The sequence below is a fragment of the Listeria farberi genome (assembly GCF_014229295.1).
Taxonomy (GTDB): Bacteria; Bacillota; Bacilli; order Lactobacillales; family Listeriaceae; genus Listeria; species Listeria farberi.
In genome coordinates, this window is record NZ_JAARZL010000002.1 from 151,302 (window position 1) to 164,319 (window position 13,018).

Annotated in this window: 13 protein-coding genes; 6 read left to right on the forward strand and 7 right to left on the reverse strand. The window is 38.3% G+C overall.

Annotation, left to right across the window (positions count from 1 at the left end):
* Positions 1–14 precede the first annotated feature (14 nt).
* From ilvC to ilvD, 4 genes are all read right to left on the reverse strand, one after another.
* Complete coding sequence (gene ilvC, locus HCB38_RS08330) at positions 15–1,010, reverse strand: ketol-acid reductoisomerase (RefSeq protein WP_003723151.1); 996 nt, start codon at positions 1,008–1,010, stop codon at positions 15–17.
* A 96-nt stretch (positions 1,011–1,106) separates the two neighbouring features.
* Entirely contained in the window at positions 1,107–1,598 is a 492-nt protein-coding gene (ilvN, locus tag HCB38_RS08335) for an acetolactate synthase small subunit (protein ID WP_003723150.1), read from the reverse strand.
* A complete protein-coding gene (gene ilvB, locus HCB38_RS08340; RefSeq protein WP_185638213.1) occupies positions 1,599–3,320 on the reverse strand; it encodes a biosynthetic-type acetolactate synthase large subunit in 1,722 nt (573 codons plus the stop codon).
* Between the two features lie 17 nt (positions 3,321–3,337).
* Positions 3,338–5,032 (reverse strand): dihydroxy-acid dehydratase, encoded by a 1,695-nt coding sequence (gene ilvD / locus HCB38_RS08345; protein WP_185638214.1) that lies wholly within the window; start codon positions 5,030–5,032, stop codon positions 3,338–3,340.
* A 688-nt stretch (positions 5,033–5,720) separates the two neighbouring features.
* Between ilvD and HCB38_RS08350 the strand changes: the two genes are divergently transcribed.
* Together HCB38_RS08350 and HCB38_RS08355 are read left to right on the forward strand one after the other, a co-directional pair.
* Complete coding sequence (locus HCB38_RS08350; RefSeq protein WP_185638215.1) at positions 5,721–6,248, forward strand: GNAT family N-acetyltransferase; 528 nt, start codon at positions 5,721–5,723, stop codon at positions 6,246–6,248.
* Positions 6,221–6,706, forward strand: a complete 486-nt coding sequence (locus HCB38_RS08355; protein WP_185319175.1) for a DUF6884 domain-containing protein — start codon at positions 6,221–6,223, stop codon at positions 6,704–6,706. Before HCB38_RS08350 ends, HCB38_RS08355 begins: the two co-directional genes overlap by 28 nt.
* On the opposite strand, the gene HCB38_RS08360 is transcribed toward HCB38_RS08355, so the two are convergent.
* From HCB38_RS08360 to zwf, 3 genes are all read right to left on the reverse strand, one after another.
* A complete protein-coding gene (locus HCB38_RS08360; protein WP_003727979.1) occupies positions 6,689–6,826 on the reverse strand; it encodes a hypothetical protein in 138 nt (45 codons plus the stop codon). The two genes, HCB38_RS08355 and HCB38_RS08360, sit on opposite strands and share 18 nt — an antisense overlap.
* A gap of 31 nt (positions 6,827–6,857) precedes the next feature.
* The gene (locus HCB38_RS08365; protein ID WP_185319174.1) at positions 6,858–7,289 is read right to left on the reverse strand and encodes a YueI family protein; all 432 of its coding nucleotides are present in this window, start codon (positions 7,287–7,289) and stop codon (positions 6,858–6,860) included.
* Positions 7,290–7,407: 118 nt separating this feature from the next.
* Positions 7,408–8,883: a glucose-6-phosphate dehydrogenase gene (zwf, locus tag HCB38_RS08370; protein WP_003767646.1), complete on the reverse strand. Its 1,476-nt coding sequence runs from the start codon at positions 8,881–8,883 to the stop codon at positions 7,408–7,410.
* A 300-nt stretch (positions 8,884–9,183) separates the two neighbouring features.
* On the opposite strand from zwf, the gene rnz reads away from it, so the two are divergent.
* From rnz to HCB38_RS08390, 4 genes are all read left to right on the forward strand, one after another.
* Positions 9,184–10,104 (forward strand): ribonuclease Z, encoded by a 921-nt coding sequence (gene rnz, locus HCB38_RS08375; protein WP_185618325.1) that lies wholly within the window; start codon positions 9,184–9,186, stop codon positions 10,102–10,104.
* Between the two features lie 4 nt (positions 10,105–10,108).
* Complete coding sequence (locus HCB38_RS08380; protein ID WP_185319172.1) at positions 10,109–10,900, forward strand: SDR family NAD(P)-dependent oxidoreductase; 792 nt, start codon at positions 10,109–10,111, stop codon at positions 10,898–10,900.
* 108 nt (positions 10,901–11,008) lie between these two features.
* Positions 11,009–12,079 (forward strand): DNA polymerase IV, encoded by a 1,071-nt coding sequence (gene dinB / locus HCB38_RS08385; RefSeq protein ID WP_185638222.1) that lies wholly within the window; start codon positions 11,009–11,011, stop codon positions 12,077–12,079.
* 186 nt (positions 12,080–12,265) lie between these two features.
* The gene (locus HCB38_RS08390) at positions 12,266–13,015 is read left to right on the forward strand and encodes a GntR family transcriptional regulator (protein ID WP_003767639.1); all 750 of its coding nucleotides are present in this window, start codon (positions 12,266–12,268) and stop codon (positions 13,013–13,015) included.
* Positions 13,016–13,018: the final 3 nt, after the last annotated feature.

Sequence of the window (13,018 nt, forward strand, 5' to 3'; positions counted from 1 at the left end):
ATCCGAGTTAAGTATTAATGTTGTGGTTTGACAAATGGCATCATTTCGCGAAGTTCTGCTCCAACTTTTTCGATTTGATGACCTTGTTGTTCTTTGCGCATTCTATGGAACTCTTTAAAACCATTTTTATTGTCGTTGATGAAAGATTTAGCAAAGTTACCATTTTGAATGTCTGTAAGTACTTCTTTCATGGCTTTTTTCGTATCGGCAGTAACAACGCGAGGGCCGGAAACATAGTCGCCGTACTCTGCTGTATTGGAAATCGAGTGGCGCATTTTTTCCATACCACCTTCATACATTAAATCAACAATCAGCTTCATTTCGTGTAATACTTCAAAATAAGCAAGTTCAGGTTGGTAGCCAGCCTCAACAAGTGTTTCAAAACCAGCTTGGATAAGGTGAGTCGCGCCACCACAAAGAACTGCTTGTTCGCCGAATAGATCGGTTTCTGTTTCTTCTTTGAACGTTGTTTCGATAACACCTGCGCGAGTTGCGCCAATACCTTTTGCGTAAGAAAGAGCCGTATCACGTGCGTTTCCAGTGGCATCTTGGTAGATGGCGAATAGGGAAGGGACAGCGCCACCTTCAACAAATGTGCGACGAACTAAGTGACCAGGACCTTTTGGAGCTACTAGGAAAACATCTACATCGCTTGGAGGATTAATTACATCAAAATGAATATTAAAACCGTGAGCAAAAACAAGTGCGTTGCCAGCTTTTAGGTTAGGTTTAATTTCGTTTTCATATGTTTCGCCTTGCGTTTCATCTGGCAAGAGAATCATGATAACATCTGCTTTTTCAGCGGCTTCGCTAACAGAATAAACATCAAAGCCATCATTTCTGGCAGATTCGGCAGACTTTCCTTCACGAATGCCGATAATAACGTTATTGCCATTGTCACGTAGATTTTGCGAATGTGCATGACCTTGCGAACCATACCCGATTACTGCTACTGTTTTACCTTCTAGTGCGTTGTTTTTTACTGCATCTTCATAATAAACTTTTGTCATTTTTCCTAACCTCCAACTAATTTCTTTTTATATTTCAGAATAGCGATGTGCTTTTCTGATGCTAACAAAGCAACGGGTTGCTCTGTAGTAAATGATTTAACCCATTTTTTTAGGGCTTCTTGTAAAGCCGGTTACGCCGGTTCTAGCCATCTGCTTAATGCCATATGGGCGAACTGTGTCAACGAAAGCATCAATTTTTTCGCTTGTACCAGTTACTTGGATAACAACATTTTTCGTGCCAACATCAATGACGGTGGCGCGAAAAGGTTCGATTACTGCGTTTAGCTCAGAACGTAAAGCAGCAGGGGAGTTGATTTTAAGTAAAGCTAGTTCGCGTTCGATATGCGCATCGTCAGTAATATCGCTAACTTTGAGCACATCAATTTGTTTGTTGAGCTGTTTTGTTACTTGCTCGATTTCGTATAAGGAATCGACATGGACAACGATAGTAATTCGTGAAACATTCGGGATTTCGGTCCAGCCGACAGAGATGCTATCAATATTGTATTGGCGTCTGGAGATAACCCCAGTTATACGATTTAGTACGCCAGATGAGTTATTCACTGTAGCAGTAATGATTCGGCGCATTTATTCCACTCCTTCCATTTGGTGATTTGGTTTGCCGCTTGGAACCATTGGAAGTACTAGTTCATCTTTTGCAACATGAACATCAATGACAATTGGACCAGGGTGCGCAAATGCTTTTCTTAAATCTTTTTCTAGTGTTTCCGGATTCGTCAAGCGAACACCTTTGACACCGTAAGCTTCAGATAGTTTGACAAAATCTGGTTGACTCGTGAAAATCGAATGGGAATACCTTTCGCCATGGAATTTTTCTTGCCACTGACGAACCATACCGAGCGAGCCATTATTGATAATCACCGTTTTTACATTAATTTGATAATCGTTTAAAATTGCCAGTTCTTGATTAGTCATTTGGAAACCACCATCGCCAACAATGGCAACTACTGTTTTATCTGGAAAAGCAAGTTGTGCCCCAACAGCTGCTGGGAAGCCAAAGCCCATTGTACCAAGACCACCACTTGTAATAATTTGATGATCAAATTGGAACGGATAGAACTGTGCCGCCCACATTTGATGCTGCCCAACGTCTGTAGAAACAAGTGCTTCACCTTGTGTAATTTCACCAATTAGTTCAATCACCCGCTGCGGTTTAATTTCTGCTTTTTTCGTTCTGTCAAAATTAAAAGGATGACGGTTTTTACGTGTCATATTTAACTTGTACCAATGGGATGTGTCTAAGTGAACCGGAAGTTCCATTTGCAGTAGTTGTGTGAGCGTTTCGTTAATATCAGCTACAATTGGAATTTGGGTTTCGATAATTTTGCCGATTTCAGCAGGATCAATGTCGATATGCGCAATGGTTGCTTTTGTGGCAAATTCTTTCGGCGCACTTGCAAGCCGGTCGTCAAATCTAGAGCCAAAATTAATCAGTAAGTCACAATCTGTTAGCGCCATATTTGCTGCGTAAGAACCGTGCATTCCTCCCATGCCAAGGAACAAATCGTGGCTTTGCGGGAAACTTCCCAGACCGAGAAGTGTATTAACGATTGGGATTTGATAACGTTCAGCGAATTCAAGTAATTCAGCTGTAGCTCTCGCATGATTAACGCCAGCACCTGCAAGTATGAGTGGTTTGCTTGCGGCGGATAGAGATTGCATTAGTTTTTCGAGTTGAAGCGGGTTCGGTGAATAAGTCGGTTGATAACCTGGCAAATCAATGGTATCTGGTCGAATAGACTCTGTTTGGATAATCCCCATGTCTTTTGGAATATCAATGACAACAGGACCTTTACGTCCAGTACTTGCGATATGAAAAGCTTCATTGACGATTTTTGGTAAGTCACGAACATCACGCACTTGGTAATTATATTTTGTAATGGGAATCGTTAGCCCAATCATATCAGCTTCTTGGAAAGCATCTTTACCAATACCTGGCGTATGAACTTGTCCGGTGAAAATTACTAACGGAATCGAATCACTCATCGCATCCGCAATACCAGTTAATACATTTGTTGCTCCAGGTCCACTCGTTACAACCACCACACCAGGTTTCCCAGTAACTCGAGCGTAACCTTCCGCAGCATGAATCGCTCCTTGCTCGTGTCTTGTTAGAATATGTGGGATATCGCAGTCATAAAAAGCATCATAGAGAGGGAGAACCGCGCCACCCGGATAGCCAAAAATCATCTCGACTTGTTGTTTTTTTAAGGAGTCAATTAAAAGTTCCGCTCCACTTTTATTTTGCTTTTTTGTGGCTTTTTCATTTGTCTTTGTCGTATCAATCACGCTTATCACCCCTTTTTTTAGTCGATTAAATCTTCTGGAATTTGCAAAATACCGCCAGTATGGGCACTAGTTACGAGAGCAGTGTATCTTGCAAGATAACCAGTTTTTACTTTCGCTTTAAATTTTGGTAATTCTTTTCTTCGTTCTTCTAAAACTTCATCAGAAACATCTACATTTAATGTCCGGTTTGGTAAATCAATCGTGATAATATCCCCGTCATGAACAAGTGCAATCGGTCCACCAGCAGCAGCTTCAGGAGAAATGTGACCAACAGCAATTCCGCGTGTTGCTCCAGAGAAACGGCCATCTGTAATGAGTGCCACATCTTTTCCTAGACCGCGACCAACGATACTAGAAGTTGGAGCTAGCATTTCTGGCATTCCTGGTCCGCCTTTTGGACCTTCATAGCGAATAACTACTACATGACCTTCGCGAACCGTATGATTATCAATTGCTTCAACTGCCTCATCATGAGAGCTAAAGCAAATCGCTTCTCCTTTAAAAACTTGTACAGAAGGGTCTACACCGCCAACTTTGATAGTCGCTCCTTTGGGTGCGATATTTCCAAACAACATCGAAAGTCCACCAACTGGGCTATATGGATTTTCTTTTGGATGGATAACGTCTGTATTATTAATTTTTGCATCCGCAACATTTTCTCTAATTGTTTTTCCAGTAACCGTTATTCGATCTGGATGGATAGCGCCGCCAAGATCAACAAGTTCTTTTATAATGGCAGAAACACCACCAGCTTCATGTACATCATGCATAGAGTAAGAAGAAGAGGGCGCGATTTTGGAAAGGTAAGGGACACGTTTAGCGATGTCGTTGATACGTTCCAAATCGTAGTCTTCAATACCAGCTTCATTTGCAAGAGCAAGAGTATGTAAAACGGTATTTGTCGAGCCACCCATTGCCATGTCTAGAGCAAATGCATCATCTATAGCATCCTTCGTAATAATGTCACGAGGACGAATATCTTTTTTCACTAAATCCATTAAATGAAATGCTGACTCTCTAATAAGGTCGCGTCGTGCATCGGATACAGCAAGAGTTGTACCATTTCCTGGGACAGCCATGCCTAGGATTTCCATTAAGCAGTTCATTGAGTTTGCTGTGAACATACCTGCACAAGATCCGCAAGTTGGGCATGCGTTTGCTTCCATATCAAGGAAATCTTCTTGAGACATGCTACCTTCTTTAAAAGCACCAACAGCCTCAAAAACGGAAGAAAGAGTGAGGGCTTTGCCGTGAGCAGATAGCCCAGCTTTCATTGGGCCTCCTGAACAGAAGATAGCAGGCACGTTTGTACGAACCGAAGCTAGAAGCATACCTGGCGTGATTTTGTCACAATTAGGAATGTAGAAAACGCCGTCAAACCAGTGCGCATTGATTACCGTTTCCGCTGCATCCGCGATAACTTCACGAGAGGGAAGAGAGTATCTCATACCAATGTGCCCCATAGCAATTCCGTCATCTACACCAATCGTATTAAATTCAAATGGAATCCCGCCAGCCTCTCTGATTGCTTCTTTAGCCACATCGGCAAGTTCCCGTAAATGAACATGACCTGGCACAATATCAATATAAGAGTTACAAATAGCGATAAATGGTTTATCCATATCACCTGGACTTTTAATTTGACCTGTAGCATGAAGCAAACTTCTTGCTGGTGCTTGTTCCACACCTTTTTTTATTTTGTCACTACGCATATGACGTTACCCCATTTCTAATTAAGAATTATTTGCCGACACTGAATTTTTAGAATTCACTAAATAGCGTGGCATTAATATATATGTTTAAGTATCTGCTTGCTTGATAATGGCTTTTCGATGCTTGAAAACTCGAAATCTAGCTAAAGAAAAAGCACCCCAATGATGAAAACAATGGGATGCTTTGCTAGAATCCCATTTAACGTAAACAGGACTCAAACTACTGTAAAATTCTACAGTGCTCAAAGCCCTTCTAGAGTAATAAAATTGTAATGACTGATTTAGTCGTTTTCATAAGTCATTAACTCCTTCGTTAAATGGTTTTATTTTTTCGATTAGTCGCACATTTTTGAAAAAAATTAATATCAAGAAATGTTATGTTAGTATTTAATATATATGGTTGTAATGCGATTGTCAATTGTTATTTCAAAAGTTTTCCGTCAGTTTGCACAATTCAAGCAACTTACACTTTTAGCTATAATTAGTACCAGGTCTTATATTTGAAGTATAACTTAAATGGAAGCGCATTCAAAAATGAAATGTCAAGTATATAGTCAGAATAGTTTTATTTTTATAGTTTTACTTTATTTAATTAATCAGTCAGAAAAAAACAACACTTTAGTTGCGTTTTTATATCTAATTCTGCTAAATTGAAAGTAACAAATTAGAGGAAAGTCAGGTTTTTGTTGTGAACAATATAGAAACGAATCGATTAATTTTGATTAATTACACACTGGAGATGATTCAATCAACGATAAATGGAACAGAGGCTTTAGAAAAAGCGAGTGGCTATCAAGTATCGCCTGACTGGCCCGGGATTGATTTCTTTTTTTATTTACCTTACGTGCTAGAAAATGTAAAAAAAGATAAAAGAATGATTAAGTGGACACGTTTAGTCGTTTTAAAAAAGGAAAACAAGATTATTGGTGAAATTGGTGGTCAAGGAAATCCTAATGAAACTGGTGAAATAGAGATTGGTTACAGCATCGCTCCAGATTATCAAAATAAAGGATATATGTCAGAAGCGCTTATAGGGATGATTGCTTGGCTGGAAGAACAGCATGAAATAAAGCGTATATTTGCTAGATGCTATGAACAAAATGAAGCATCAATCCAAGTGCTTAAACATAACCATTTCGTACATATAGTAGAAAAAGATACAGAAGAAAGACAAGGAAGAGTGATGATGTGGGAATATCCAATAAAACAAACTTGATTATTATCGCCTCTGGAAAACCAAAAATATGGGATAAGCTACCGGATATTGGTCCAGTCAAAGCAAGTGAAGCATATACAGGAACGTTCCATCGTTTAAGTAAAGCATATGCGGAACAATTTGCAAATGAATATTTAATTTTGTCCCCAAAATATGGTTTTTTACAACCAGATGATATTATTATAAAAACATATGATGTTCGTTTCACCATGAAAGGGACCGGTGCAGATACGATTCAGCTCGAGGAATTAAAGGAGCAGTGGCAGAAACTACAAATAAACCCTACCGAACCAATTCCGATGTTAGGCGGCAACAAGTTCAGAGGGTTATTAACAAGCATTACGGAAGGTAAACAAGTATTTAATTTCCCACTTGAGGGAGCATCAGGAATCGGTGTCATGCAGCAAAAGCTAAAGCAAGCAGTCGAAACGGGGACTTCATTAAATCGTACTGAGTAAAAGAAGTGCAGCCGTGATGAGTAAAAACATAACGCCCATATTCACATTTTTACGAATGAAGAAATAAATCGTTTGTAGCGCCATCAAAATAGCGAGTGACAGAGTGATGATGTGTAGCATAAATCGACCTCCTAAATAGTAAGCGGAAAACTTAATTAAACAGTTTACGAACCTTCTCAAGTAACGAGGCAGGTTCTTCTTTTTGCTCTACTTGTGCCTCTTTATATAAATGAATGTCTTCCTTGTTTACCGCTTTTTGACAGGCGAGGACAAGGTAAACATCTGTTTCTCCTTCTAAACGAGTAACAATCGAAAATTCATGTTTACATTTTTCTGCTAGTTTAATATAAGGGCGTAAAGAATTATAATGGAGTAATCCGTTTAAGAGAAGCTTGGAGTCACTGTTTTCTAGTATTACTTTTTCTAGTTCTGGAAGATACTCTTGGGTCAAAACTTCTTCTTTTGTGAGTGCGACTAAAACGCGTTCGCGATAAGTTCCTAAATATTTTTTCTTCTCAGCGGGATTAATCTCCTTTGCCCCATACATGCCTTTTTCTAAGTAGTCATCAATATTTTCAGCCATTATATGAGCTCCTTTAACTAGTTAGTTTTCCTCTCTATTCTAACATGCATAGGGCTTTTTGCAAGTAAACAAAGAAAACCAGAAATAGGCTAGAGTAGCCATATTTCTGGTTTTTTGATTAATCGATTGGGAACCACTGGAACCCGTCGCGTTGAATAAGGTCATCTGCTTCTTTTGGACCCATTGAACCGGATTTGTAGTTCGGGAAATGATCTTTCGTATTTGTCCAAACGTCTGCTACATGGTCAATAAAGTTCCATGATAGCGATACTTCATCCCAGTGAGAGAAGTAAGTCGCGTCACCACGCAAGCAGTCCAGAATTAATTTTTCGTATGCTTCAGGTGTATTCATGCCATCTGGAGAAGAATGAATGTAATTTAAGTTAACTGGCATTGTTACCATACCTTGACCAGGTTCTTTTACATTCAAATGCAGTGTAATACCTTCATCTGGTTGGATATGAATAACAAGCACATTACCACCAAGCGATTGTTGTTGGCCAAATAAGTTTAGCGGGACATCTTTAAATTGAATCGCAATTTGCGTTGTTTTCTTTGCAAGACGTTTACCGGTACGAATGTAAAATGGTACGCCAGCCCAGCGGAAATTATCGATTTCAAGTTTGGCTGCAACAAATGTTTCCGTATTGGAATGGGGATCCACATTATCTTCTTGACGGTAGCCTTTTAGTTCTTTGCCGCCTACTTCACCAGGACCGTACTGACCACGAATAAAGTTTTGATGCACTTCTTTACCTTCAAAAACGCGTAACGAACGAAGCGCGCGAACTTTTTCATGACGAATCTCGCGTGTCGTTAAATTAATTGGAGGTTCCATCGCAAGTAAGGATACTATTTGTAAGATATGGTTTTGAACCATGTCTCGAAGTGCTCCGCTTTCATCATAATAACGTCCACGGTCCTCAACGCCAAGTACTTCTGTTAAAGTGACTTGGATATTATCAATATAACGATTATTCCAAAGCGATTCAATAATTGAATTGGCAAAACGAATAACCGAAATATTTTGGATCATTTCTTTGCCTAAATAATGGTCGATACGATAAATTTCATCTTCTTTAAATGCTTGTCGAAGCGAATTATTAAGTTCTTCCGCGCTAGCTAAATCATGCCCAAATGGTTTTTCAATAATTAAACGATGAAAACCATCTGTGTCTACAAAGCCTTCTGATTTAATGCGACTTGCAATTGTTCCAAAGAAATTCGGAGCCATTGCAAGATAGAACAGGCGATTACCACCCAATTCATATTTAGCATCTAATTCATCAGATAAATCTTTTAATGTTACATAAGATTCTTTATTTGTCACATCATGAGATTGATAGTAGAAGTGAGAAGCAAATGCATCCGCGTCTTTTTCAGAACCGTCAATGTCTTTGATAGACTCTTTTACTTTATCACGGAAGAAATCATTACTCCATTCACGACGAGCCGTTCCAATTACAGCAAAATTGTCGCCAAGAGACCCCTTACTGTATAAATGATATAGCGAAGGGTAAAGTTTGCGATTTGCCAAATCTCCCGTACCGCCAAAAATAGTAATCAGTGCTTTTTGTTCTAACTCATCTGTCATACGTCATTTACCCTCTTTCTTATTCTCTTAATGGCAAAAATTAACTGCTAAGAAAAAGATTTCTTAGTTTGAAAAGAACCCCACAAAAAAAGGCCTTATTAAATGAGCTATTAATTTTCCTCATTAGTCCATACTATTTTATCCATAAAGAAGCATTTGTGCAACTGTTTGGTTCGAATATTTTTTTAATTTGACAGTTATTTCTGAATTATAAGGGTTTTTAATGTAAAAATGTTTATTTCCTGTTCGTTTAAGAATATGATAAAATAAGACACGAACTGGGAAGGGAATGGAACAAAAATGGAACTTGTTTTTTTAGGAACTGGAGCAGGCATACCGTCACGAGGCCGTAATGTCACATCCATCGCACTTTCAATGTTAAATGAACGAAATACAATTTGGCTTTTTGACTGCGGGGAAGCAACTCAACACCAAATCATGCGAAGCCAAATTAAACTAAGTAAGCTAGAAAAAATCTTTATTACTCATTTGCATGGCGATCATATTTTTGGCTTACCGGGCTTATTAAGTAGTCGTTCTTTTCAAGGTGGCGAGTCAGATTTAACCATCTATGGGCCAACTGGAATTGCCGAATATGTGGAAACTTCTTTAAGAATAAGCGGGACTAGGCTAACATATAAAATCATTTTTAATGAAATTGAACCAGGTTTAATTTTTGAAGACAAGATGTTCTCTATTACAGTCGATGAATTAGATCACGGATTACGTAGTTTTGGTTACCGTATCACCGAAAAGGATAAACAGGGTGCGCTCAATGCGGATAAATTAATAGATGATGGCGTCGAACCAGGTCCTATTTTTCAAAAACTGAAAAATGGAGAATCAGTCACATTAACTGACGGACGTGTAATTGATGGAAAAGACTACATTGATGAGCCACAAAAGGGGAAAATCATTAGTATTTTCGGGGATACTAAAGCAACAGCAAGTGAACTTGGATTAGCGCTAAATGCTGATGTTCTAGTACACGAAGCCACGTTTGAAGGTGGTAAAGAAAAGTTAGCAGGAGAATATATGCATTCAACCACCATACAAGCAGCGACTCTTGCAAAAAAAGCCAACGTCAAAAAATTAATTTTAACCCACATCAGCTCGAGATATGACCGCGAAGCAAGCAGAGAATTATTAATGGAAGCACAATCTGTTTTTGAAAATACTGAAATAGCGTATGACTTAGCTGTTTTCCCAATTGGAGAGTGATAAAATGAACCCTTTTTTGAAAAATAAAACAGTATTAATCACTGGAGCTTCTAACGGCCTTGGTGCGGAAATTACCAGACAAGTGGCCGCATCAGGTGCGAATGTTATTATCACTGCAAGAAGTACAGAAAAACTAATTGCGTTACAGAAAGAAATAAGTAGTAATTTTTCAGTAGAAGCTGTTTATTTTACACTAGATATGACAGACTTTGAGCAAGTAAAACAAGTAAGTACTGAAATAAATGCAGCTTATCAAATCGATGTATTAGTCAACTGTGCAGGTTTTGGTTTGTTTGAAAACGCGGTTGATATTCCATTTGAAACTATTGAAAAAATGTTCGATACGAATGTCCTTGGTTTAATTCAATTAACGCAACTTATTTTACCGCAAATGCAAGCACGTAAGTCTGGTCACATTATTAACATCGCTTCTCAAGCTGCCAAAATTGCCACACCAAAATCAACTGTTTACTCAGCAACAAAATATGCAGTACTAGGTTTCTCTAATGCGCTTCGTTTAGAACTAAGCCCTGATAAAATCAAAGTTACAACGATAAATCCTGGACCTATTGCAACGAATTTTTTCGATGTAGCAGATAAATCAGGTAACTATTTAGAGACAGTTGGAAAATTAGTTTTACAACCAGAAAAAGTAGCACGAAAAACCGTACAAATTATGGGGACTAAACGACGCGAAATCAATTTACCTTTTGTAATGAATATTGCGACTCGTCTTTATCAAATAATGCCACAAGTTATCGAATTTTTCGGCAAAGGGGCATTTTTAAAGAAATAAAACGGAAGAAAATACCTTATGAAAATAGGGTGTTTTTTTCTTGTAATTAATGAGGTTAACCTTTATAATTGAATAAGAACGCTTGTTCGTTTCAAGGGAGATGCAGTTATGGATACGAGTAGAAAAATTATTCATATTGATATGGACGCTTTTTATGCATCTGTAGAACAACGCGACCATCCTGAGTTCCGAGGGAAGCCGCTTATTATTGGCGGGGACCCTAATAAACGTGGAGTTGTTGCGACTTGTTCTTATGAAGCACGCAAATTTGGTGTGCATTCGGCTATGCCCACCAGGCAAGCTGCTAAACTTTGTCCGAATGGCATTTTTATTCACGGCAATATGGCTCATTATGTAGAGGTTTCTAATCAAATCCGCGAAATCTTTTCCAGATATACGGATATTATCGAACCACTCTCCTTAGATGAAGCTTATTTGGATGTAACTGAAAATAAAAAAGGAATGAAATCCGCCACAATGGTTGCACGCGAGATCCAGCAGACGATTTATCATGAGCTTGGTCTAACCGCTTCTGCCGGTGTTTCATTTAATAAATTTATCGCAAAAATCGCTTCTGATTTTAAAAAACCTGCTGGTATTACAGTAGTTACGCCCGAAGAAGCAGAAGCCTTTTTAGAACAAATACCAGTCACTAAATTTTATGGGGTAGGAAAAGTAACCGCAGAAAAATTGCACCGTTTGGGAATTGAAACGGGAGCGGATTTGAAGAAGTGGAGCGAGTGGGACCTTATTCGTGAATTACACAAACACGGCTATCAATTATATCGACATGTTCGTGGCCGTTCAAACAACATTGTGAACCCGCATCGTGATCGCAAATCTGTTGGCAAAGAAACCACTTTTGAATTTAATGTCTTAGATAGCCGAATTCTCGAACAAAGCCTCATGCAATTCGCCAAAAAAGTAGAAGAACGGCTCATCAAATTACAAAAACATGGCAAGACGGTAGTACTAAAACTACGCTACAGTGACTTTACAACCATTACTAAACGACTTACTTTAAACGAATATACCAATGATGCAAGCCAAATTTATCAAGCGGCGGCGTTACTTCTAAGAGAGAGTTATAAAGGACAAGATAGCATTCGCTTGATTGGACTTACCGTAACCAATTTAAAACCCGTTTATTTTGAGAATTTACGTTTAGAAGGACTTTAAAAAAGAAAAGGACATCCAACCTTTTCTTTTTTTATACATATAGATTATAACCTTTAAAAAAATCTTGACTAATTCGTTATGATGTTATACACTGAAAACGACGAAAGGTTATAATGTTTCTTGATTATATTATTGCAAATGTTATAATGAATCAAAAGATAACTTTTCGGGAGGAATGAAATTAATATGAAAAAATTAAATAAATCATCTTCTACACCACTTTATATGCAACTGAAAAATCAACTACAAGAGAAAATTGAACAAGATATGTCGGTTGGAGATTTACTTTTGACAGAAACAGAAATTGAAAAGATGTATCATGTTAGCAGGATGACAGTTCGAAAAGCGATAGAAGAGCTGGTAAATGAGGGAATTGTAAGCAAACAACAAGGCAAAGGAACGTTTGTGAGTCAAACAAAGACTACACAAGGACTTGGACGGATTTTTAGTTGGTCAGAGGAAATGAAATTACAACATAAGGAATCTAAGACTATCAGTGTAGAAATTTCTGCAGCAATCCCATCAAAAAAAATTCGTACAGCACTCCAATTAGGTAAGAATGAAGAAGTAACTTGTATTAGACGCGTGAGAGAAATTGATGGTGAACCTGTTGCGATTATGATTAATTATTTACGCGCCAAATATGTTCCTGGTTTACTCGAAAATGGTTTGAAATCAGATTCCCTTTACCATGATTTGGAAGAAATTTATCATATTAGTTTAGTACATGCAGATGAAATTATTACAGCAAGATTATCCACGCCGATTGAATCTGCCTTGCTCGCAGTTCCTGAAGATTCTGCGGTGCTTCATGTTCGACGTACTTCCTATATGAAAGGCAATACTCCAGTGGAAGTGGTAGATATGGTCGCTCGCGGAGATAGGTATCAATATTTGGCTGAATTAGAAGGTAGAACTAAAAAACATATCATATAGAAA

Coding starts and splice junctions, on each gene's coding strand:
- ilvC (WP_003723151.1), bottom strand. CDS start 1,010: ATGACAAAAGTTTATTATGAAGATGCAGTAAAAAACAACGCACTAGAA.
- ilvN (WP_003723150.1), bottom strand. CDS start 1,598: ATGCGCCGAATCATTACTGCTACAGTGAATAACTCATCTGGCGTACTA.
- ilvD (WP_185638214.1), bottom strand. CDS start 5,032: ATGCGTAGTGACAAAATAAAAAAAGGTGTGGAACAAGCACCAGCAAGA.
- HCB38_RS08360 (WP_003727979.1), bottom strand. CDS start 6,826: ATGCTACACATCATCACTCTGTCACTCGCTATTTTGATGGCGCTACAA.
- HCB38_RS08365 (WP_185319174.1), bottom strand. CDS start 7,289: ATGGCTGAAAATATTGATGACTACTTAGAAAAAGGCATGTATGGGGCA.
- zwf (WP_003767646.1), bottom strand. CDS start 8,883: ATGACAGATGAGTTAGAACAAAAAGCACTGATTACTATTTTTGGCGGT.
- rnz (WP_185618325.1), top strand. CDS start 9,184: ATGGAACTTGTTTTTTTAGGAACTGGAGCAGGCATACCGTCACGAGGC.
- HCB38_RS08380 (WP_185319172.1), top strand. CDS start 10,109: ATGAACCCTTTTTTGAAAAATAAAACAGTATTAATCACTGGAGCTTCT.
- dinB (WP_185638222.1), top strand. CDS start 11,009: ATGGATACGAGTAGAAAAATTATTCATATTGATATGGACGCTTTTTAT.
- HCB38_RS08390 (WP_003767639.1), top strand. CDS start 12,266: ATGAAAAAATTAAATAAATCATCTTCTACACCACTTTATATGCAACTG.